At 69.5% G+C, this 20,765-nt stretch carries 19 protein-coding genes; 7 read left to right on the forward strand and 12 right to left on the reverse strand.

The annotated features are described in order from the left end of the window. Window positions 1–11 precede the first annotated feature (11 nt). Window positions 12–623 (reverse strand): phosphoribosylglycinamide formyltransferase, encoded by a 612-nt coding sequence (purN, locus tag RB614_RS01830; protein ID WP_308710544.1) that lies wholly within the window; start codon window positions 621–623, stop codon window positions 12–14. A 108-nt stretch (window positions 624–731) separates the two neighbouring features. Here purN and RB614_RS01835 point away from each other — a divergent pair, with 108 nt between their 5' ends. Both RB614_RS01835 and RB614_RS01840 read left to right on the forward strand, forming a co-directional pair. Further along, on the forward strand, window positions 732–1,286 hold the full coding sequence (locus tag RB614_RS01835) for a DUF4190 domain-containing protein (RefSeq protein ID WP_308710545.1): 555 nt from the start codon (window positions 732–734) through the stop codon (window positions 1,284–1,286). 100 nt (window positions 1,287–1,386) lie between these two features. Continuing rightward, the gene (locus RB614_RS01840; protein WP_308710546.1) at window positions 1,387–1,617 is read left to right on the forward strand and encodes a hypothetical protein; all 231 of its coding nucleotides are present in this window, start codon (window positions 1,387–1,389) and stop codon (window positions 1,615–1,617) included. Between the two features lie 62 nt (window positions 1,618–1,679). Here the strand turns inward: RB614_RS01840 and RB614_RS01845 are convergent, their stop codons facing one another. Next, a complete protein-coding gene (locus RB614_RS01845; protein ID WP_308710547.1) occupies window positions 1,680–2,981 on the reverse strand; it encodes a cell division protein PerM in 1,302 nt (433 codons plus the stop codon). Window positions 2,982–3,143: 162 nt separating this feature from the next. Here RB614_RS01845 and RB614_RS01850 point away from each other — a divergent pair, with 162 nt between their 5' ends. Next, window positions 3,144–3,380 carry a hypothetical protein gene (locus tag RB614_RS01850; protein WP_308710548.1) on the forward strand — a complete coding sequence of 79 codons (237 nt, stop codon included), beginning with the start codon at window positions 3,144–3,146 and terminating at the stop codon, window positions 3,378–3,380. A gap of 52 nt (window positions 3,381–3,432) precedes the next feature. Here the strand turns inward: RB614_RS01850 and sucD are convergent, their stop codons facing one another. From sucD to icmB, 4 genes are all read right to left on the reverse strand, one after another. Continuing rightward, window positions 3,433–4,314, reverse strand: a complete 882-nt coding sequence (gene sucD / locus RB614_RS01855) for a succinate--CoA ligase subunit alpha (RefSeq protein WP_308710549.1) — start codon at window positions 4,312–4,314, stop codon at window positions 3,433–3,435. A 2-nt stretch (window positions 4,315–4,316) separates the two neighbouring features. Next, a complete protein-coding gene (sucC, locus tag RB614_RS01860) occupies window positions 4,317–5,495 on the reverse strand; it encodes an ADP-forming succinate--CoA ligase subunit beta (RefSeq protein ID WP_308710550.1) in 1,179 nt (392 codons plus the stop codon). A 132-nt stretch (window positions 5,496–5,627) separates the two neighbouring features. Beyond that, complete coding sequence (locus tag RB614_RS01865; protein ID WP_308710551.1) at window positions 5,628–6,167, reverse strand: hypothetical protein; 540 nt, start codon at window positions 6,165–6,167, stop codon at window positions 5,628–5,630. 422 nt (window positions 6,168–6,589) lie between these two features. Continuing rightward, on the reverse strand, window positions 6,590–6,994 hold the full coding sequence (icmB, locus tag RB614_RS01870; protein WP_308710552.1) for a coenzyme B12-dependent isobutyryl CoA mutase small subunit: 405 nt from the start codon (window positions 6,992–6,994) through the stop codon (window positions 6,590–6,592). A gap of 420 nt (window positions 6,995–7,414) precedes the next feature. Between icmB and RB614_RS01875 the strand changes: the two genes are divergently transcribed. Together RB614_RS01875 and RB614_RS01880 are read left to right on the forward strand one after the other, a co-directional pair. Further along, the gene (locus RB614_RS01875) at window positions 7,415–8,128 is read left to right on the forward strand and encodes a M23 family metallopeptidase (RefSeq protein ID WP_308710553.1); all 714 of its coding nucleotides are present in this window, start codon (window positions 7,415–7,417) and stop codon (window positions 8,126–8,128) included. 269 nt (window positions 8,129–8,397) lie between these two features. Next, window positions 8,398–9,204, forward strand: a complete 807-nt coding sequence (locus RB614_RS01880) for a M23 family metallopeptidase (RefSeq protein ID WP_308710554.1) — start codon at window positions 8,398–8,400, stop codon at window positions 9,202–9,204. 200 nt (window positions 9,205–9,404) lie between these two features. Here the strand turns inward: RB614_RS01880 and pcrA are convergent, their stop codons facing one another. Beyond that, complete coding sequence (gene pcrA / locus RB614_RS01885) at window positions 9,405–11,840, reverse strand: DNA helicase PcrA (RefSeq protein ID WP_308710555.1); 2,436 nt, start codon at window positions 11,838–11,840, stop codon at window positions 9,405–9,407. 195 nt (window positions 11,841–12,035) lie between these two features. Here pcrA and RB614_RS01890 point away from each other — a divergent pair, with 195 nt between their 5' ends. Together RB614_RS01890 and RB614_RS01895 are read left to right on the forward strand one after the other, a co-directional pair. Beyond that, on the forward strand, window positions 12,036–13,916 hold the full coding sequence (locus tag RB614_RS01890) for a bifunctional metallophosphatase/5'-nucleotidase (protein WP_308710556.1): 1,881 nt from the start codon (window positions 12,036–12,038) through the stop codon (window positions 13,914–13,916). A 236-nt stretch (window positions 13,917–14,152) separates the two neighbouring features. After that, window positions 14,153–14,467 carry a chorismate mutase gene (locus RB614_RS01895; RefSeq protein WP_308710557.1) on the forward strand — a complete coding sequence of 105 codons (315 nt, stop codon included), beginning with the start codon at window positions 14,153–14,155 and terminating at the stop codon, window positions 14,465–14,467. Window positions 14,468–14,725: 258 nt separating this feature from the next. On the opposite strand, the gene RB614_RS01900 is transcribed toward RB614_RS01895, so the two are convergent. From RB614_RS01900 to RB614_RS01920, 5 genes are all read right to left on the reverse strand, one after another. Beyond that, the gene (locus RB614_RS01900; RefSeq protein ID WP_308710558.1) at window positions 14,726–15,772 is read right to left on the reverse strand and encodes an ABC transporter ATP-binding protein; all 1,047 of its coding nucleotides are present in this window, start codon (window positions 15,770–15,772) and stop codon (window positions 14,726–14,728) included. Further along, window positions 15,765–16,802 (reverse strand): ABC transporter ATP-binding protein, encoded by a 1,038-nt coding sequence (locus RB614_RS01905; RefSeq protein WP_428982903.1) that lies wholly within the window; start codon window positions 16,800–16,802, stop codon window positions 15,765–15,767. Before RB614_RS01905 ends, RB614_RS01900 begins: the two co-directional genes overlap by 8 nt. 9 nt (window positions 16,803–16,811) lie before the next feature. Beyond that, the gene (locus RB614_RS01910) at window positions 16,812–17,801 is read right to left on the reverse strand and encodes an ABC transporter permease (RefSeq protein ID WP_308710559.1); all 990 of its coding nucleotides are present in this window, start codon (window positions 17,799–17,801) and stop codon (window positions 16,812–16,814) included. Continuing rightward, window positions 17,794–18,720 carry an ABC transporter permease gene (locus tag RB614_RS01915; RefSeq protein ID WP_308710560.1) on the reverse strand — a complete coding sequence of 309 codons (927 nt, stop codon included), beginning with the start codon at window positions 18,718–18,720 and terminating at the stop codon, window positions 17,794–17,796. The genes RB614_RS01910 and RB614_RS01915 overlap by 8 nt, the downstream gene beginning before the upstream one ends. A 150-nt stretch (window positions 18,721–18,870) precedes the next feature. Then, complete coding sequence (locus RB614_RS01920; RefSeq protein WP_308710561.1) at window positions 18,871–20,526, reverse strand: peptide ABC transporter substrate-binding protein; 1,656 nt, start codon at window positions 20,524–20,526, stop codon at window positions 18,871–18,873. Window positions 20,527–20,765 lie beyond the last annotated feature (239 nt).

Genomic DNA, 20,765 nt, shown 5'->3' on the forward strand with positions numbered 1-20,765 from the left:
GCTTCGCTCGCTCATGGAATTGAGACCTTTCTTCCGGTGATGGTCCAGCCCTCGCGGACCAGGCGGCCGACCGACTCGACGAGCTGGCGCCGCTCGGCCTCCTTGATCCGCTCGGTGAGCGTCTCTTCCGTGTCGTCGGGGAGCACGGGCACCGCGACCTGGGCGATGATCGGCCCGGTGTCGACGCCGGCGTCCACGAAGAACAGCGTCGCGCCGGTCACCCGCACCCCGTAGGTGAGCGCGTCGCGCGGGCCGTGCATGCCGGGGAACGCGGGGAGCAGCGAGTTGTGCGTGTTGATGTAGCGGTCGCCGAAGGCGCCCAGGAACGCGGCACCGACCAGCTTGAGGAAGCCCGCGGAGATGACCAGGTCGGGCTTGTGCTCGGCGACGTGCCCGGTGAGCGCGGCGTCCCACTCCTCGCGGGTCGGGTAGGCGCGGACCGGGTCGACGAAGGTCGGTACCCCCGCCGCGGCGGCCCGGTCGAGGCCCGCGATGCCGGCGCGGGCGCCGCCCCCCGCCACCACCCGGGCGCCGTACGCCGGGTCGGCGGCGGCGTCCAGTAGGGCCTGCAAGTTGCTGCCCGAGCCGGATACCAGGACGACGAGGCGAGCGGGTTGCGGCACGTCGAAACCCTACCGGGACCTCGCGGAGTGGTGTTGACCAGGTACGCTGCCGGTCGCCGTGGGTCACCCGACAGGAGGACCCTGCACTCTCGTCACCAAGGAGCTCCGATGCAGCCCGGCTATCCAGGCCAGGACCCGTACGGCCAGCAGCCCCAGGACCCGAACGCGCAGCCACCCTACGGCCAGCCCCAGTATGGTCAGCCGCCCACCTCCGGCCAGCCCTATGGGCAGCCGACCTCGGGCCAGCCGTACGGGCAGCCGACCTCCGGGCAGCCGTACCAGGACCCGTACGCCGCTCAGCAGCCCTACCAGGACCCGTACGGGCAGCCCGCCTCGGGCCAGCCGTACCCGCAGGCGCCGATCTACCCGGGAGCGGGTTACGGCGCGCCGGCGCCCACCGGGCAGAGCAACACCCAGGGCCTGGTCGGCATGATCCTCGGCATCGCCTCGATCCCGCTCGCCCTGTGCTGCGCGTTCGTCGGCCTGGGCCTGGGCATCGCCGGCGCGGTCCTCGGCTTCATGGGCCGCAACAAGGCCGACCAGGGTCTGGCGAGCAACCGCGGGCAGGCGCAGGCCGGTTTCATCTGCGGCATCATCGGCGCGGTCATCGGTGTCGCCAATGGGATCCTCGGCCTGGTCCTGAACATTGGTTACAACTTCTAGCGATTTGCGCGGTTGATGGGCTTGACGGGCAACTGATCAAAGGCGAGCATCGTCCAGCTACGTAAAACCGACAGAGAAACAAATTGGGGAGGAACAGAAAGTGTCATACCCGCCGCCCGCCGCACAGCCGGCGAACGACAAGACGACCCTCTGGGGGGTCCTGGGCATCGTCATCGGCCTGATCTGCTGCTGGCCCGCCGGCATCGTCTTCGGCATCCTCTCGCTGCAGGAGGCGAAGAAGTCTGGCAAGTCGCCGACGCTGGCCTACATCGCCTTCGCCGCGTGCGCGCTCAACCTGCTCGGTTCGGTCTTCTACTGGACCTCTCGCTGAGTGATCGGTGTTCGGGGCGTTCCGGGACAACCGGGGCGCCCCGAACCGTTTTCGCGGGCCGCTCAGGGTCCGGTGAACGCTCTCGTCCCCGCGGCGCCGATCACCGCGCCCACGGCCACCACCACCGCTGACATCGCCGCCACCTGCCACGCGACCGGCCCGATCTCCGCCATCCGCCCCCCGCCGAGCGGGCCGCCGGAGACCAGCGCGCCGGCGCCCAGCACCAGGCCGGCGACCGGCCCGGAGAGCAGCGCGGCCCCGAGCACCATCCGCCACCGGGCCGACGGGTCGGCCCGCAGCATGCGGCGGGCGAGCAGCCAGCCCGCGGCCATCCCGGCCACGACCGGCACGGCGAGCAGCGCGGCACCGGCCCCGCCCAGCGGCCCGTCCGGCAGGCCGGCCAGCAGCGGTACCGCCGGCAGCGCGCCGACCGACACCTCGGTGGTACGCACCACCGTCTCGGTGCCGACCGCGAACCCGGGGCCGAGCAGGTAGGCGGCGGACCAGACGGCGGCGTTCGGCGCGTACGCGACGCAGACCAGCGTGATGCCGGCCTGGCCGGTCACCCCGGTGCGGTACGCACCGAGCATGTCGGTCGCGTTGCCCGCGCCCAGCGCCACGGCCAGCCCGGCCGCGCCCGCCCCGGCGCCGAGCACCAGGAACGCGGCCACCACACCGGTGCGCAGCCCGTCGCGCAGCACTCCGGGCATCCGGCGGGCCACGAGGCGCAGCGCTCCGGTCGTGCGGAGCGCCCCGACCAGCGCGGCGGCGGCCCCGAACGCGGCGAGCGTCAGGCCGGCCCGGGGTGGCGAGGCGGAGACGCTTCCGGTGTTGAGGATGGCGGCGGCGAGCAGGCCGATCACCCCGTACCCGAGGCCGACCGTGCCCGCGACGGCGAGTGCCTGGGCCGGTGTGCCGCGGTGGCGCGCGCCGATGGCCCGGCTGACGTGTACGCCCGCGCGGGACACCCGCCAGGCCGCGAGCGCCGCGAGCGCCAGCGGGGCGAGGCCGAGCGGGCCGGTCGGGGTGTCCAGCGGCACGCCGTGCCCGAGCAGCCAGCCGGCCAGGCCGAGGCGGGCCGCGCCGGGCAGCGAGCCGGAGTCCTCGGCGAACTGGGCCATGGCCAGGACGGCGGCCACCGGCAGGTACGACAGCAGGGCGGCCCAGAGCGTGGCCACCGCGACGGCCAGCGGGAGCGGGGCACGGCGCGACCGCCGGGCGGAGCCACCAGGGCGGGCGCCGCGGGCCGGGCCGGAGCGCTGGCTGGGCAGCCGGACGGTTTCCTGCTCCCGGACCGTGATGCGCACAGTCTCCCTGTTGGCCGGGTCTTCCGGCTCGGGCTGGTCAGGGGTGGTGGCTGGCATCAGGCCCTACTCTGACACGCGGCGGGCCCGGCTCGATGGCGACACCACCGTCGATCATGGCGTTCTCAGGGCAATATGCGGGCATATCGGGACGTTTTAGCGTTAGCCTCAGCCGAGGACCGCGATCATCGGGGGTCGCGGACGTGACCCGCGGAGATCAGCATGAGCGCACCATATCCGCCCCCCGCGGCGGCGCCGTCCAACGACCGGACCACGCTCTGGGGCGTACTCGGCATCGTGATCGGTCTGATCTGCTGCTGGCCCCTCGGCCTGCTCTTCGCGTTCCTGTCGTTCCGCGACGCGCGCAGGTTCGGCAAGCAGCCGACGCTGGCCTACATCGCGTTCGCCGCCTGCGCGATCGGCATCATCTGGAACATCATCTACGCGGCGAACCGCTGAGACGACGGAAGGGCTCCCCGCGCGGGGAGCCCTTCCGTGCCGGATCGCTGGTTCAGCTCATCAGCTCGCGCATGAGCCGCGCGGTCTCGCTCGGGGTCTTGCCGACCTTGACGCCGGCGGCCTCCAGCGCGACCTTCTTCGCCTCGGCCGTGCCGGAGGAGCCGGAGATGATCGCGCCGGCGTGCCCCATGGTCTTGCCGGGCGGCGCGGTGAAGCCGGCGATGTAGCCGACCACCGGCTTCGTGACGTTGGCCTTGATGAACTCGGCCGCCCGCTCTTCGGCGTCGCCGCCGATCTCACCGATCATCACGATCGCGTCGGTGTCGGGGTCGTCCTGGAACGCGGCCAGCGCGTCGATGTGCGTCGTGCCGATCACCGGGTCGCCACCGATGCCGACGCAGGTGGAGAAGCCGATGTCGCTCAGCTCGTACATCATCTGGTAGGTGAGCGTGCCGCTCTTGCTCACCAGGCCGATCCGGCCGGCGCCGGTGATGTCGGCCGGGATGATGCCCGCGTTGGCGGCGCCCGGCGAGGCGATGCCCGGGCAGTTGGGGCCGATGATGCGCGTCTTCTGCCCCTTGCCGACGTTGTACGCCCACGACGACGCGGTGTCGTGCACCGGGATGCCCTCGGTGATCACCACGGCGAGCGGGATCTCGGCGTCGATCGCCTCGATGACCGCGGCCTTGGCGAACGCCGGCGGCACGAAGATCACCGTGACGTCCGCGCCGGTCTCCTTCATGGCGTCGGCCACCGTCGCGAAGACCGGCAGCGCGGTGCCGTCGAAGTCGACCGTCTGACCCGCCTTGCGCGGGTTGGTGCCGCCGACCACGTGGGTGCCCGCGGCGAGCATCCGCCGGGTGTGCTTGGAGCCCTCGGAACCGGTGATGCCCTGGACGATGACCTTCGAGTCCTTGGTCAGCCAGATTGCCATGATCAGACTCCTGCCGCGGCGAGCTCGGCGGCGCGCTTGGCCGCCCCATCCATAGTGTCCACCCGTTCGACCAGCGCATTCGCCGCTCCGTCGAGGATGGCCCGGCCAGCCTCGGCGTTGTTGCCGTCGAGCCGTACGACCAGCGGCTTGGTGACCCGCTCGCCGCGCTGCTCCAGCAGGCCGAGGGCGTGCACGATGCCGTTGGCCACCTCGTCGCAGGCGGTGATGCCGCCGAAGACGTTGACGAACACGCTCTTCACGGACGGGTCGGAGAGCACGATCTCCAGGCCGTTGGCCATCACCGCCGCGCTCGCGCCGCCGCCGATGTCGAGGAAGTTGGCCGGCTTGACCCCGCCGTACTCCTCCCCCGCGTACGCCACCACGTCGAGCGTGGACATGACCAGGCCCGCGCCGTTGCCGATGATGCCGACCTCGCCGTCGAGCTTGACGTAGTTGAGGTCTTTTTCCTTCGCGCGCTGCTCCAGCGGGTCGACCGCAGCCTGGTCGACCAGCTCCTCGTGCTCCGGGTGGCGGAAGGTCGCGTTGGCGTCGAGCGTCACCTTCGCGTCGAGGCACAGCACCTGGCCGCTGTCGGTCTTGGCCAGCGGGTTGACCTCGACCAGCGTCGCGTCCTCGGAGACGAACGTCTCCCAGAGCTTCACCGCGATGTCCACGACCTGGTCGGCCACGTCCGCCGGGAAGGCGGCGTGGGCCACGATCTCGCGGGCCTTGGCCTCGTTGACGCCCACGCTCGCGTCGATCGCGACCTTGGCCACCTTGTCCGGCGACTCCTCGGCGACCTGCTCGATCTCCATGCCGCCGGCCACGCTGGCGATGCAGAGGAAGGTACGGTTCGCGCGGTCGAGCAGGTACGAGAAGTAGTACTCCTCGGCGATGTCCGCGGTCACCGTCAGCATGACCTTGTGGACCGTGTGACCCTTGATGTCCATGCCGAGGATGTTCGTGGCGTGGGCCACCGCCTCCCCGGCGTCATCGGCGAGCTTGACCCCGCCGGCCTTGCCCCGGCCCCCGACCTTTACCTGGGCCTTGACGACCACGCGTCCGCCAAGGCGCTCGGCGATCGCGCGGGCCTCCTCCGGGGTCGTGGCGACGCCACCGGCCAGCACGGGCAGCCCATGCCGGTCGAACAGCTCGCGCCCCTGGTACTCGTACAGGTCCACGTAGCACCCTCAGCGTGAGAAAACGGTTGACGCCTGTCATCGGAAAGAAACAGGCCATTGGGCGCAGCCTAGCGACACGCGTACGCCTGGCAACCGAGCGGGCGACCGGTGTGCGGTACTGCACACCCGGCCTCAGGTGACGTGCACCCGGCCCGCGGAGAAGTGGGCGACCGCGCCGATGATCTCGGCCTCCGGCCGGTCGGCGAAGTTGAGCGGCGCGGTGAAGCCGGTGCCGAAGACGAGCTGCTGCATGCCGGAGTCGAGCGCGGTGAAGGCGCCGAGGTTGGTGCCGGTACGCGGGTCGCGTGGCTTGACGCAGAGCATCTTGTCGAACGCCCAGCGCCGCCGGTACACCCGCTCGATCGCCTCCCAGGGCAGCCAGATCGCCTGGCCCCGGGTGGGGCGGGTCTTGATCCAGAGCCCTGCCGGGCCGATCGCGAGCACCGGGCCGCCGGAGGCGAGCAGCCAGATCTGCAGCCCGAAGATGAGGCCGAACATCACCGCGAAGCAGCCGAACACGCCGAGCGCGGCGAGTGGCTCCCCCGAGCCGGCACCGATGAGCGCGGCGAAGACGAGCGAGACGCCGCCGCCGATACCGCCGAAGAGGAGCACGCGCTTCTTGACGCTGTGCCGCGCGATGAACGGCTGGTCCTCCGGGATCCGCTTCGTCACCGGTAGCGGTTGCGGTGGCGGCTGCTGCGGGTAGCCCTGGGGATGTGGCGGGTACGGCTGGTAGGGCGGCTGGCCGTACTGAGGGTGAGGGTGAGCCGGGTATGCGCCGGGCGGCGGCGGGTATCCACCCGGCGGTGGCGGCTGCCAACCGCCGGGAGGTGGCTGCGGAGGGACGGTCACGAGCGCACAGGGTACGCCGGAATCTTTTTGCGGGGCCTGCGTAACCCCCTGTGAAGGGCGTCGTTGATTCAAGTGTCTGAGCGATACAGCAACGACGAAGACGGCCGATGCCCTGTCGGTCGAGGGGTGGCGGCGGGGCATCGTGCATAGAGAGGCCGGACGTGTGAGGGGTGCGTCCGGCCTCTCCCTTTATCCATCGTCGTTGTCCAGTGTGGAACGACTAACGACAACGGTGCGTAATGCTATGCCACCGGTTGCGTGACGTTCGCCCGCACCCATTCGACGATCGCCTGTGTTGTCGCACCCGGAGTAAATATCTTCGCGACACCGAGTCGCTCTAGTTCTGGAATGTCGGCGTCCGGAATGATGCCGCCGCCGAAGACGACGATGTCGGTCGCGCCCCGCTCGGCCAGCAGGTCCAGCACCCGCCGGAAGAGCGTCATGTGCGCCCCGGAGAGCACGGAGAGGCCGACAGCGTCGGCGTCCTCCTGGATCGCGGTCTCGACGATCTGCTCCGGCGTCTGGTGCAGCCCGGTGTAGACGACCTCCATGCCAGCGTCGCGCAGCGCCCGCGCGACGACCTTCGCGCCGCGGTCGTGGCCGTCCAGACCCGGCTTGGCGACGACGACCCGTATCCGAGAACCCATCAGCACTGCACCTTCCCGACCGCGTAGCTCACCTGAACGAACGGTAACCCCACGGACGCGCAGCGGAAACATGAGGACCACCACGGGCCACCGAGCGCATCGCGAGACCGTCCTTTGAGGAGAGCAAGCATTTACCGCTGTTGAACAGATCACATAACTATCAGTATTATTCGATGTGACTGAACGCTACTAACGAGTGGGCTCACAAATAGTAACGAATTCCGGCATTCCACAACGGACAGTACGGGGTTCTGTAGGGAATTTGCCCGTTCGGGTTGTGACACGCCTATGGGCTTAGTTACGGTGTCCCACGGCTGTCATCCCGGCCCCCACGGGACGACAGCGCGGCAAACCGAGCGTTCACCCCCCTCACTCGAGACGCTCGTTCGCCGCCAGCCTGACGGATACCGGAGGATGTGCGTGCGCCAGCGCTTGTCGTCTGAGCCCGACCGCTACCGCGGTCGACGACGCGTCCCCACACCACCGCGCAGTCGCTACGCGGCAGTTGTCACCACCGCGTTCGTCGGCGCCGGGATCGTGGCGCTCGGTGCGGGCGCCATGCCGGACGCGAAGACGGTCGACCCGTCGGCGATCGCCGACCTCGACCAGGCATCTACCCAGCAGGACCTCGCCGAGCGCGCGGAGGACGCCAGTAGGGCGTCCCGCGACGGGCGGTCCGACACCGCCGCGCAGCCGGCGTCCGACGACGTCTGGATGCTCCCGCTGCACGGCTACGAGTTCACCTCGGCCTACGGCATGCGCTGGGGCCAGCTCCACGCCGGCGTCGACCTGGCCGCGCCGGAGGGCACGCCCTACGTCGCGGCGCACGCCGGCACGGTAAAGCTCGCCGGCTACTACGGCGGCTACGGCTACGCGGTGATCCTCGACCACGGCAACGGCGTCGAGACCATCTACGGCCACTCTTCGCAGGTCGCCGTCAAGGCGGGCCAGAAGGTGAAGGCCGGCGAGACGCTCGGCTACGTGGGCAGCACCGGCCACGCGTACGGCAACCACCTGCACCTTGAGGTGCATGTCAACGGCCAGCCGCGCGACCCTATCCCGGTCTTCCGCGACCACGGAGCGGACATCAAGCTCGAAGTCGAGGCAATTGCCACCGATGTAGCCGCCTCCTGACCCTGCGTATTGTCCTTCCGACCGCCCGTGCCTCCCGGCATGGGCGGTTTTTTCATGCCCCTGACCAGGCAAAGTTTCCCTGGTCACAGCGGCATTTGTGACCGACGCCACTGCTGAGCCGGGCGGGGCTACCGGGTGGTAGCCCGCAAATCCGGGCAAAGCAGCGCGCGCTCCGGAGAACCCCCGTCGATGGCTTCTCCCACCCCTTCCCGTGGTGAACGGCCGGCAAACAAACATTTCCCGGTCCGACAAACCACGGAGGTCCCCCCGTGCAGAGCACGCCCCCCTACGTACCGACCCACGCCCGCCCCCGCGGTGGTGAGGTCGTCCGGCACCGGGTACGCACCCGGTTCACCGGTCGCGGCCGCTTCGTCGTACCCGCTGCGGTCCTGCTCCTCGGTCTGCCCGTCGCCGCCGTATCCGCGGCGGTGAACGGCGGCGGTTCCGGACCGGACACCACGCTGGCGGTCACCGCCGGCCAGGAGGCGCGCGCCGACTCGGCCGACCGCGCGGACCGGGCGCAGCGCGAGTCGTCACCCACCCCGTCGGCCGCGGCCACCACCACGGCTCCCGCCCAGGCGAATGCGCAGGCGCAGGCGAAGGCCGCTCCGGAGGCGACCAAGACGCAGGCGGCCACCCCGGCCCCGAAGGCGACCACCGCCAAGCCCAAGGCGACCCCTGCCTGGGTCACCCCGATGCCGGGCGGCGAGATCACGTCGTGCTTCGGGCAGCGCTGGGGGGTACTGCACGCGGGCATCGACCTCGCCGCCGACGAGGGCACCCCGATCCACGCCGCGGCCGCCGGCACCGTCCTGGCCGCCGGCTGGATCTACTCCGGCTACGGCATCTCGGTGATGATCGACCACGGTGGCGGCGTACAGACCCACTACGCCCACCAGTCGCGCACCATCGTCCAGCCCGGCCAGAAGGTCAAGGCCGGCCAGGTCATCGGCTACGAGGGTTCCACGGGCGACTCCACCGGCCCGCACCTGCACTTCGAGGTGCACATGGGCCTGTGGAACCAGATCAACCCGGCTCCGTTCATGCGGGCGCGGGGCGTCAACCTGGGCTGCTAACGGCACTTGTGCACTACTTGTCCATTTCTATGCACGCAGCGAGCCATGAAGACCTGGCTGATCACGGGAGCATCGCGCGGCCCCGGTCAGGGCCGCGCTCGGCCGCGGTGCCAACGTCGCCGCGACCGCGCGGGACGTCTCGGCCCTGCGCGACGAGATGGCCGCTCGCTGGCGTCGACCCGGGCTGTGATCGAAGTTCTCTAGATTTTTTCGATCGGGGCGTGGCGGAGCACGATCCACATGATCTGGTCGCCGAAGTCGACCTTGGCTTGGGCTCGGGCGCCGTAGCCCTCGACCTCGACCACGCGGCCCATGCCGTAGCGCTGGTGGTTGATGCGGTCGCCGGCGCTGACGCTCGGGACCTGGGGCAGGTCGCTGGCCGTCGCCAGCTTGGCGCCGTCGACGCCGAGGCGCTCGGCCAGGCGGGCGGCCTTGGCGGTGCCGCCGGTGAATGTGCCACGGCTCGCCGTGCCGGACCCGGAGGAGCGGCCGCCGATGCCGCCGCCGGTGCCGGACCACGACGTGTACGCCGCGTCGGTGCGCTCCCAGCGCACCAGCTCGCTGGGGAGCTCGGCGAGGAAGCGGGAGGCCGGGTTGTACTGCGGCTGACCCCACGCGCCCCGCGTCATCGCCCGGGAGAGGTACAGGCGCTGGCGGGCGCGGGTGATCCCGACGTACGCCAGGCGGCGCTCCTCCTCCAGCTCGTGGGTGTCGCCCAGCGAGCGCAGGTGCGGGAAGACGCCGTCCTCCAGGCCGGTCAGGAAGACGACCGGAAACTCCAGGCCCTTGGCGGTGTGCAGCGTCATCAGCGTGACCACCCCCTGATGGTCGGGGTCGTCGGAGGGCACCTGGTCGGCGTCGGCAACCAGCGCGACCTGCTCCAGGAAGCCGGCGAGCGTGGCACCGGCGCCGTCCTCTCCCGCCTCTTCGGCCTGGGCCTCGGCGCGCTCCGTGTACTCCCGGGCGACGCTCACGAGCTCCTGCAGGTTTTCCACCCGGCCGGCGTCCTGCGGGTCGAGGCTCTCCTCCAGCTCGGCCAGGTAGCCCGAGCGCTGCAGCACCGCCTCCAGCACCTCTTCGGGCGGGGCGGTCTCGGCCAGCTCGCGCACGGTGTCGAGCAGGGCGACGAAGTCGGCGATGCCGTTGACCGCGCGGGTGGAGATGCCCGGCGCCTCGGCGGCGCGGCGCAGTGCGGCGCCGAACGAGATGCGCTCGCGGCTGGAGAGCGCCTCCACGCACGCCTCGGCCCGGTCGCCGATCCCACGGCGCGGGGTGTTGAGGATGCGGCGGATGCTGACCGTGTCGTCGTCGTTGACGATCGCGCGCAGGTAGGCCAGCGCGTCGCGGACCTCCTTGCGCTCGTAGAAGCGCACGCCGCCCACGACCTTGTAGGGCAGGCCGACCCGGATGAACACTTCCTCGAACACACGGGACTGTGCGTTGGTGCGGTAGAAGACGGCCACGTCGCCGGGGCGGGCCTCGTCGGCGTCGCAGAGCCGGTCGATCTCGCGGGCCACCCAGTCGGCCTCGGCGTGCTCGGTGTCCGCGACGTACCCGACGATCTGCTCGCCCTGCCCCTGCTCGCTCCAGAGGCGCTTGGGCTTGCGGGAGCTGTTGCGGTCGATGACCGCGTTGGCCGCGTTGAGGATGGTCTGGGTGGAGCGGTAATTCTGCTCCAGCAGGATCGTGCGCGCGTCGGTGAAGTCGCGCTCGAACTCCAGGATGTTGCGGATCGTGGCGCCGCGAAACGCGTAGATCGACTGGTCGGCGTCGCCGACCACGCACAGCTCGGCCGGCTCCAGGCCGGGCGTGCCGGAGACCAGCTCCTTGATCAGCACGTACTGCGCGTGGTTGGTGTCCTGGTACTCGTCGACGAGCACGTGCCGGAAGCGCCGCCGGTAGGTTTCGGCCACGTGCGGGTGCGACTGGAACAAGTGGACGGTGGCCATGATGAGGTCGTCGAAGTCGAGCGCGTGCGCTTCCTTGAGACGCCGCTGGTACAGCGTGTAGGCCTCGGCGACGGCGCGCTCGGCCGGCCCCTTGGCACGGTCGGCGAAGCTCTCCGGGTCGATCAGCTCGTTTTTCAGGTTGGAGATCTGGTGCGCGAGGCCGCGCGCCGGGTAGCGCTTGGGGTCGAGGTCGAGCTCGCGCGCCACCATCTGCATCAGCCGCCGGGAGTCGTCGGCGTCGTAGATGGAGAATGTGGACTTGAGCCCGGCGTGCTCGTGCTCGGCCCGCAGGATGCGCACGCACGCGGAGTGGAACGTCGACACCCACATCAGCCGCGCCCGCCCACCGACCAGCGCGGCCACCCGCTCCTTCATCTCGCCGGCGGCCTTGTTGGTGAACGTGATCGCGATGATCTGGCCGGGATGAACGTCGCGGGCGGCGAGCAGGTAGGCGATCCGGTTGGTGAGCACGCGGGTCTTGCCCGAGCCCGCGCCCGCCACGATCAGCAGCGGCGACCCGGCGTGCACGACCGCCTCCCGCTGCGGCCCGTTGAGCCCTTCGAGCAGCTTTTCCGGGTCGAGCCGGGGGCGTCGCGGGCGCTTGGGCTGCGCCTCCGGCTCCTGAGCGGCGGCATCGCCGCCCTCCGCCGGGGCGTCTGTATGAGGGGTGTGGAAGAGAGCATGCATCGCGCACCGAGTCTATGCCCGAGCCCCGACGTTTCCGGACGCCGGCGGTCGCGACGCGACCAACGAGGGACACGGTGGCCGCGCCGTATGGCTACTAAACCGTCACCCCGTGGGTCTGGTGCGATCATGCCGTGGCGAGAAACATGACCCCTGTTGTTCTCGCACATGCGCATATGCACATTAGGGAGAGACACCATGACCCCATCGCGCTCGCGCGGCTGGGCGGTGCTGCGTAACCTCGCCGTACCCGCCCTCGCGCTGGCCGTTGTCGCAACCGTGCCGTTCAGTTCTCCCGACTCCGCCGAGTCCGACCAGGCGGCCGCGGCCTGGACGCCGATGTCCCCGGTCTCCGTGTCGTACGACCTGGCCGGCCACGGCAAGGGCGGCCAGGGTGGCAAGACCGTCAAGGGCAACCTGCTGGGCTTCAACGACTTCCACGGCGCGATCGACCCGCCCACCGGCAGCGGTGGCCTGGTCAACGGGACCCCGGCCGGCGGTGTGGAGTACCTGACGACTTGGGTCAAGAAGCTACGCGCCGAGGCCAAGTCGGAGCGGCGCGAGTCGATCACGGTTGGCGCAGGTGACCTGGTCGGCGCGAGCCCGCTGGTCAGCGCGGCGTTCCACGACGAGCCCTCGATCGAGCTGCTCAACAACGCCGGCCTGCAGATCAGCTCGGTGGGCAACCACGAGTTCGACGAGGGTACGACCGAGCTGCAGCGCCTCCAGCGCGGCGGCTGCCACCCGACTGACGGCTGCCAGGACGGCGACGGCTTCAAGGGCGCGAAGTTCAACTATCTCGCCGCGAACGTGGTACGGAAGAACTCCGGCCTCCCGCTGCTGCTCCCGGTCGACATCCGCCTCGTCGACGGCGTACCGGTCGGCTTCGTCGGCATGACGCTCGAGGGCACGCCCGGCATCGTCAACCCGGCCGGCATCACGTCGGTGCAGTTCCGCGACGAGATCGAGACCGCCAACAAGTGGGGTGGCCTGCTCCGCCTCGCCGGCGTCAAGTCGCTGGTGCTGCTGATCCACGAGGGTGGCGCGCAGTCCGCCCCGCCCAACCCGCAGCCGGTCGACGGGTGCGCCAACTTCGCCGGCCCGATCACCGACATCGTGGCGGGGCTCCGTCCCGAGTTCGGCATCGTGGTCTCCGGCCACACCCACCGCTTCTACTCGTGCCAGCTGCCCAACTCCTCCGGCGCGCCGTCGGTCGTGACCAGCGCCGGCAGCAACGGCGTGCTGGTCACCGACATCGACTTCACGCTGGACAAGCGCACGGGCCGGTTCGCCGAGATCGCCGCGCGCAACGTCATCGTCGAAAACGGCGTCCGCAACCCGGACGGGAGCTGGCAGACCGACAGCACCGGCGCGTTCGTGCGCAACCCGGCCCTGGTGGACAAGAGCGCCAAGAAGATCGCCGACAAGTACCGCACGGCGGTCGCGCCGATCGCCAACCGGGTAGTGGGCAAGATCACGGCGGACATCACCAACGCCAACAACGCCGCCGGCGAGAGCGCGCTCGGTGACGTGATCGCGGACGCCCAGCTCGCGTACACGACGGCGGCCGCCGGTGCCCAGATCGCCCTGATGAACCCGGGCGGCATCCGGGCCCCGCTGACGTTCGCCAACTCGCCCGGCGGCGAGCCGGCCGGCGACGTCACGTACGGCGAGTGCTTCACGGTGCAGCCGTTCAACAACCTGGTGGTCACCCAGACGCTCACCGGTGCCCAGCTCAAGGAGGTGCTGGAGCAGCAGTTCGTCGGGTTCGGCGGGCAGACGGTCCAGCGCATTCTGCAGGTCTCGGCCGGCTTCACGTACTCGTACGACTCGACCGCGGCGGCCGGCGCCAAGGTGAGCCAGCTGGCGCTCAACGGCACGCCGATCGACCCGGCCACCACGTACCGCGTCACGACGAACGACTTCCTGGCCAACGGTGGCGACGGGTTCACCCGCCTCACCGGCGGCACGGACCGGGCCACGGCGCCCGGGTTCGACATCGACGCGCTCGTGACGTACCTCGGCGGGGGCACCCCGGTGGCACCCGGCCCGCAGGACCGCATCACGAAGATCGCCTGAAAAACGCTGGGAGGGGCCCCGCACACGTGGGGTCCCTCCTTGCACAGGTCGGGGGGCGCTGGCATACTTCAGCGCGTGATCCAGCAGGTGCGGCGTTACTTTAGCTACGGCTCCGGGAGTCCGGCAGCCGTGGGTCGCGCCTGATCACGAGACCTACAAAGCCCCGGGCTCCTGGAGCCCGGGGCTTTTTGCGCTCTGGACTCCAGGTGACCGGACAAAGACCCAGGGAGTACCCGATGGCCACCGATGTGGCGGAACAGCCCGGCATCCCGTCGAGCGGCGACGATACGGGCACGAACGCCCCAGACGCCGCGGAGAGCATCCTCGCCATGCGGGAGCGCATCGACGAGATCGACAACGCGCTCATCGCCCTCTGGCAGGAGCGCGCCCGCCTCTCCCAGCGCGTGGGCGCCACCCGCCTCGCCTCGGGCGGCACGAGGCTGGTCCTGTCGCGCGAGCGCGAGATCGTCGACCGCTTCCGCTCCGCCCTGGGAGCGGACGGCACCCAACTCGCCCTGCTCATCCTCCGCGCCGGCCGCGGCCCCCTTTAGGGGGCCCACTTCCAATTCGAGCTACCGCGACGCCCGCACCCGTTGCGCCCGGGGCCCCGGGGAAACGTGGAGCGTTTTCTTGGGGTGCATTCCCCCGGCCTCACCCTCCGCGCCCGCAATCTCGGAGACTTCTCGCTGGGCGTTACCCGCTAAGCCCCAAGAGACGGACGACGCCGGACCACGTCAGTTTCTGGGCCAGGGTGACCCCCGCAGGGATCAAGCCTGACCGCCCGGAGCGGGTCGCCCTGGCCCAGAAACTCACAGCGTGCGCGTAGGCAACTCCGTGAGCTCCCCAGCCTCGCGAGTGACCATGATCTCGCGCTTCTCCGCGAAGTGGCAGGCGCTCGGGTGGTCGGAGCCGCTCCGGACCTCCAGCAAAGGCACCTCGCGGGCGCAGACCTCCTGGGCCTTCCAGCAGCGCGTACGGAAGCGGCAGCCGGACGGTGGGTTCGTCGGGCTCGGCACGTCGCCGGTCAGGCGGATGATCGCCTTGTTCTTCCGGCTGTTGGGGTCCGGCACCGGCACCGCGGAGAGCAGGGCCTGCGTGTACGGGTGGGTGGGGCGCTCGTAGATCTCGTCTTCGGTGCCCAGCTCGACGATCTTGCCGAGGTACATCACCGCGACCCGGTCGGCGAGGTGGCGGACCACCGACAGGTCGTGGGCGATGAAGATGTACGACAGGCCGAACTCGTTCTGGAGCGTCTCCAGCAGGTTCATCACCTGGGCCTGGATCGACACGTCCAGCGCGCTCACCGGCTCGTCACAGACGATGATCTCGGGCCGCAGCGCCAGCGCGCGGGCGATGCCGATGCGCTGCCGCTGGCCGCCGGAGAACTGGTGCGGGTAGCGGTTGATGTGCTCGGGGTTGAGCCCGACCACTTCCAGCAGCTCCTGCACCTTTTGCCGGCGGCTGCCCTTGGGCGCCACGTCCGAGTGGATCTCGAACGGCTCGCCGATCAGGTCGCCGACGGTCATCCGCGGGTTGAGTGACGTGTACGGGTCCTGCATCACCAGCTGGATGTTGCGGCGCAGCCGCCGCAGACCGGAGGCGCCCAGCTTGTAGATGTCCTGGCCGTTGAAGGTCACGCTGCCGCTCGTGGGGTGCTCCAGGTGCATCAGCACCTTGGCCAGCGTCGACTTGCCGCAGCCCGACTCGCCCACCACGCCGAGCGTCTCGCCCTTGTGCAGGTCGAACGAGACGCCGTCAACCGCCTGCACGTGCCCGATCGTCTTCTTGAACAGGATGCCGCGGGTGACCGGGTAGTACTTGACCAGGTCGCGGACCTCGAGGATCGACTCAGTCACGGTTTACAAGCTCCTCGGCGAAGTGGCAGGCGCTGGCCCGGGTCGGCCCGAGCTGGAGCAGTGGCGGCAGCTTTTCCGGACACACCGGCTGCGCCATCGGGCAGCGCGGGTGGAACGGGCAGCCGGAGGGGATCTTCAGCAGGCTCGGCGGGAGCCCGCGGATGGTCCGGAGCTGCTGACCCTTTTCGTCGATGCGCGGGATCGACTCCAGCAGCCCGATCGTGTACGGGTGGGCGGGCTTGGCGTACAGCTCGTAGACGTTGGCTTCCTCGACGATGCGGCCCGCGTACATGACCGCGATCCGGTCTGCCACGTCGGCCACGACGCCGAGGTCGTGCGTGATGAGGATCAGGCCCATCTGCCGTTCGCGCTGGAGCTCGCCGAGCAGGTCCATGATCTGGGCCTGCACGGTCACGTCGAGCGCGGTGGTGGGCTCGTCCGCGATCAGCACCTCGGGGTCGAGGGCCAGCGACATCGCGATCATCACGCGCTGCCGCATGCCGCCGGAGAACTGGTGCGGGTACTCGTTGACCCGCTGCTTCGCGTTGGGGATCTTGACCTGGTCGAGCATCTCCGCGGCGCGGATCTTGGCGTCGCGCCGGCTCATGCCGCGGCGGACCCGGAACTGCTCGGCGATCTGGAAGCCGACCGTGAAGACCGGGTTGAGCGCGGAGAGCGCGTCCTGGAACACCATGGCGATGCCCTCGCCCCGGATGCGGCGCCGCTCCTCGGCGGACATCTTGAGCATGTCCTTGCCGTGAAAGCGGATCTCGCCGCCGGTGACGAACCCGGGCGGGGTGTCGAGGATGCCCATGATGGTCTGCGCGGTCACGCTCTTGCCGGACCCGGACTCGCCGAGCACCGCGAGCGTCTCGCCGGCGTCGACGTGGTAGTTGACGCCGTTGATGACCTTGGCAACACCGTCACGGGTGCGGAACTCCACCCGGAGGTCTTCGACTTCGAGGAGGCGGCCGCTCGGCCGCCCCTCACGCGCCGCCGATGGCTGGTCGGCTACGTAGACGTTGGACAACGATGTCTCCTACCGCAGCTTCGGGTCGAGGGCCTCGCGGACCGCCTCGCCGAGCATCACGAAGCTCAGGACCGCGGTGACGAGGAACGCCGATGGGAACAGCAGCCAGTACGGCGCGACCCGGATGTACTGCTGAGAGTCACTGATCATGACACCCCACGACACGACCGGCGACTGGAGACCCACGCCGAGGAAGGAGAGCGTGGCCTCCGCGCCGATGTACGCACCGATGAGGATCGTCGCGTAGACCAGCACCGGGGCGAGGCAGTTGGGGATGAGGTGCTTGAAGATGATCCGGGAGTTGCTGGCCCCCAGCGCGCGGGCCGCCACGACGTAGTCGGCATTCTTGGCCGCCAGGATGCTGGATCTCATGATCCGCATGGCCACCGGCCAGCTCAGCAGGCAGAGCGCCAGGATGACCAGCCCCATGATCTTCCACTCGTTGGAGCCGGCGCCCTCCGGGTTGAACGTGAAGAGGATGACGATCGCGCCGAGCACGAACGGGATCCCGAAGAAGACGTCGGCGATCCGGGACAGCAGCGCGTCGACCCAGCCACCCCGAAACCCGGCGAGCACGCCGACCGACGCGCCGAGCAGCACGGTGCCGAGTGTGGCCGCCACCGCCACGATGATCGAGGCGCGGGCACCGTAGATCGTCCGGGCGAAGATGTCGCGCCCCAGGATGTCGGTCCCGAACCACGCATCGCCGCTCGGGCCCTCCAGGCTCCGGCTGAGGCCGGTGCCGACGGGGTCGTTGGGGCTCCCGCTGGTGAAGAAGAACGGGAACGCCGCCATCACCACGAACAGCGCGATGAGCCCCGCCGAGATCCAGAACAGCGGCTTGCGGCGCAGGTCGTACCAGGCGTCGCCGAGCAGGCCGCGCGGCTGGTCCCGCTTGGTCTCGGGCAGGCCGGCACCGACCGGGGCGGTGTCGCCGACGACACCGGGCTGCTCCGGGGGCGGCGTCGTGACCAGGGAACCGGATGTCGGGTCACTCATAGCGGATCCTCGGGTCGAGTGCGGCGTAGAGCAGGTCGACCAGGAGGTTCATCAGCAGGTAGACCAACACCAGGACGACCACTATGCCGACCACGGTAGCGCTCTCTTTGGTGGTGATGGCCCGGTAGGCCTCCCGGCCGATCCCGTTGATGTTGAAGATCCCTTCCGTGATGATCGCGCCGCCCATCAGGGATCCGAGGTCGGTGCCGAGGAAGGTCAGAACGGGTATCAGCGAGTTTCGGAACAGGTGCACGCCCACCACCCGGCGCTGCGGCAGTCCCTTGGCGACGGCGGTGCGCACGTAGTCGGAGCGGGAGTTTTCCGCGATGCTGGTGCGGGTCAGCCGGGCCACGTACGCCATCGAGATGCTGGCCAGCACGAATCCCGGGACTATCAGCTCGTGGAACGGCACCTCACTGGAGACCGTCGGGTTGATGATCTTAAACTGCGTACCCAGGATGAACTGGAGCAGGAAGCCGCTGACGAAGGTCGGGATGGCCAGCAGGAAGAGCGTGGAGACCAGCACCAGGTTGTCCAGGAAGCCGTTGCGCCGCAGGCCGGTGAGGATGCCCGCGGTGAGGCCGATCACCGCCTCGATGGCGAGGCCCACCAGCGCCAGCTTCAGCGTGTTCGGGTACGCCTGGGCGATGATCTCGCCGATGTCCCGGCCGCCGAACGTCTGGCCGAAGTCGCCGGTCAGCAGGTGACCCATGTAGTACAGGTACTGGAGCGGCCACGGGTCGTCCAGGTGGTACTTCTCGGTCATGAACTGGATGTAGTCCGGCGGGCAGGCGCGCTCGCCGCACTTTCCGGCGAAGGGGTCGCCCGGTACGGCCCAGACGAGTGCGTAGATCAACAGCGTCGTCCCGAAGAACACGGGAATGAGCTGGAGCAGCCGTCTCAAGACGTAACGGCCCATGGGTCCTCCAGACGGGGCGTCCTGTTTGACGCCGGGACAGGGTGGGGGCGACGCACGAGGGGTGGCCGCACGTCACCGGGTGGAAAACCCCAGGGGGTCCGGCCTACCGCTTGATGGTAGGCCGGACCCTGAGGTGTTGATACTGGTGGATCAGACGAGTTCGACCGTGGAGAGGTCGATCGAGCCGACCCAGTTGGTCTTGACGCCAGTCACCCGGTTTGAGACGCCGGACTGCTGCGTGACCGAGACGACGGGGATCGATGGCACCTCAGCGTCGACGATCTTGATCGCCTCGGCGAACTTCGCCTCGGCCGCCTTCTCGTCGGCCAGCCGCGAGCCCTCCTGGTAGAGCGCGTCGACCTGCGGGTTGCTGTACTTGCCGTCGTTCGAGCCACCACCGGTCACGTACAGCGGGCCGAGCCAGTTCTCACCGTTCGGGTAGTCGGCCTGCCAGCCGGCGCGGTACGGGCCGGTCATCTTCTGCCCGTCGATGTTCTGCCGGAAGACAGCGAACGTCGGCATACCCTCGGCGCGCACCTGGATGCCCAGCGTGGACGCGATGCTGGCGGCAGCCGCCTCCATCCAGTCCTTGTGGCTGGCGTCGGCGTTGTAGTACAGCACCATCTCGCCCTGGAAGCCGCCCGCCGCCTGGAGCGCGGCCTTGGCACCCTCGGGGTCGTACTTGCAGGTGGTGCAGTCGAAGCCGGTGGCACCCGGGGTACCCGGAGCGGCCCAGCTGGTGGACGGCTTACGGGTGTTGAAGAAGATCTTCGAAGCGATCTCCTCCCGGTTGATCGCGAGCGAGACCGCACGACGCAGGTCCTTGTTCTGGTACCGCTTGTCGTAGATCGGGAACGCGATCAGCTGCTGCACCGGGATGTCGACGGTCATCGCCCGGTTGCCCAGGTCGGCCTTCCACTTCTCACCGGCCAGCGAGGACGAGGGCACCTGCTGCTGGAAGTCGAGGTTGTTGGCCAGCAGGTCGGCGTAGGCCGCCGTGTCCTCCTGGTACAGCTTGACCGTGACGTCCTTGATCTTGACCTTGTCGTCAAGCGTGTAGTCGTCGAAGCGGGTCAGCTTGATCTCGACGTTGTCGGTCCAGGAGACGAACTTGACCGCACCGTTGCCGATCGGCTTCTTGCCCCACTCGTCCTTGTTGGACGCGGCGAAGAACGAGTCCGGCATCGGGTAGTACGCGCTGTAGCCGAGCTTCACCGGGAAGATCGAGTTGGCCGCGGCCAGCTTCACCGTGAAGGTGTAGGGGTCGACGACCGCCAGGCCGGACATGGTCTGAGCCTTCGGCGCCGGGGCCTTCTGCGGGCCCTCCTCGCCGTCCGGATCCTCGGCGTGGACGTCGGCGTAGCCCTCGATGTCGCTGAAGAAGCTCGCCTGCTGCTGGCCGTTGGCCGAGTTGGCGGTGAAGTTCCACGCGTCGACGAAGTTCTTCGCCTGCACCTCGGTGCCGTCGTGGAACTTGATGCCCTTCTTGATCTTGATCGTGTATGTCTGCGCGTCGGTCGAGTCGATCGACTCGGCGACCGCGTTGACCGGGTCACCGCCACCCGGCGGGTAGTTGATCAGACCGGTCCACAGCCAGTCGAGGACGTCGCCGCCGCCGGTCTCACTGGTGTTGCTCGGCAGCAGCGGGTTTGCCGGCTGGGTGCCGTCGATGGTGATAGCGCCGTTCGCGGTCTTGTCCGCGTTGCCGCTGTTTTCCTCGCTGTCATCTCCGCCGCCGCAGCCTGCCGCGACGAGTGCGACAGCCGCGATTGCGGCCACCGCGCTCGCACGCTTCGAGACTCTCATTTCTCAGGGCCTCCCTTGAGTGATTCGCTGTCGTTCCTCAGTTTTTTCGCACAGCTACGGGTCGGTGCCGCCCGACAGTCCACGGCGTCACGCTGCCAACGGGGGCTATCGCCTGGTACTCGCGATGACCTGGCAGTTTGATGATCCGCTGAGATCGGCCGTCACCACCGCCGACGCGCGGAACGCCAGGGAGGCTAGTGGATCGCGGACAGCCTTGGGTGCGGCGTCTGCGTGCATGA

This window comes from Phytohabitans maris (assembly GCF_031085175.1).
GTDB lineage: Bacteria > Actinomycetota > Actinomycetes > Mycobacteriales > Micromonosporaceae > Phytohabitans > Phytohabitans maris.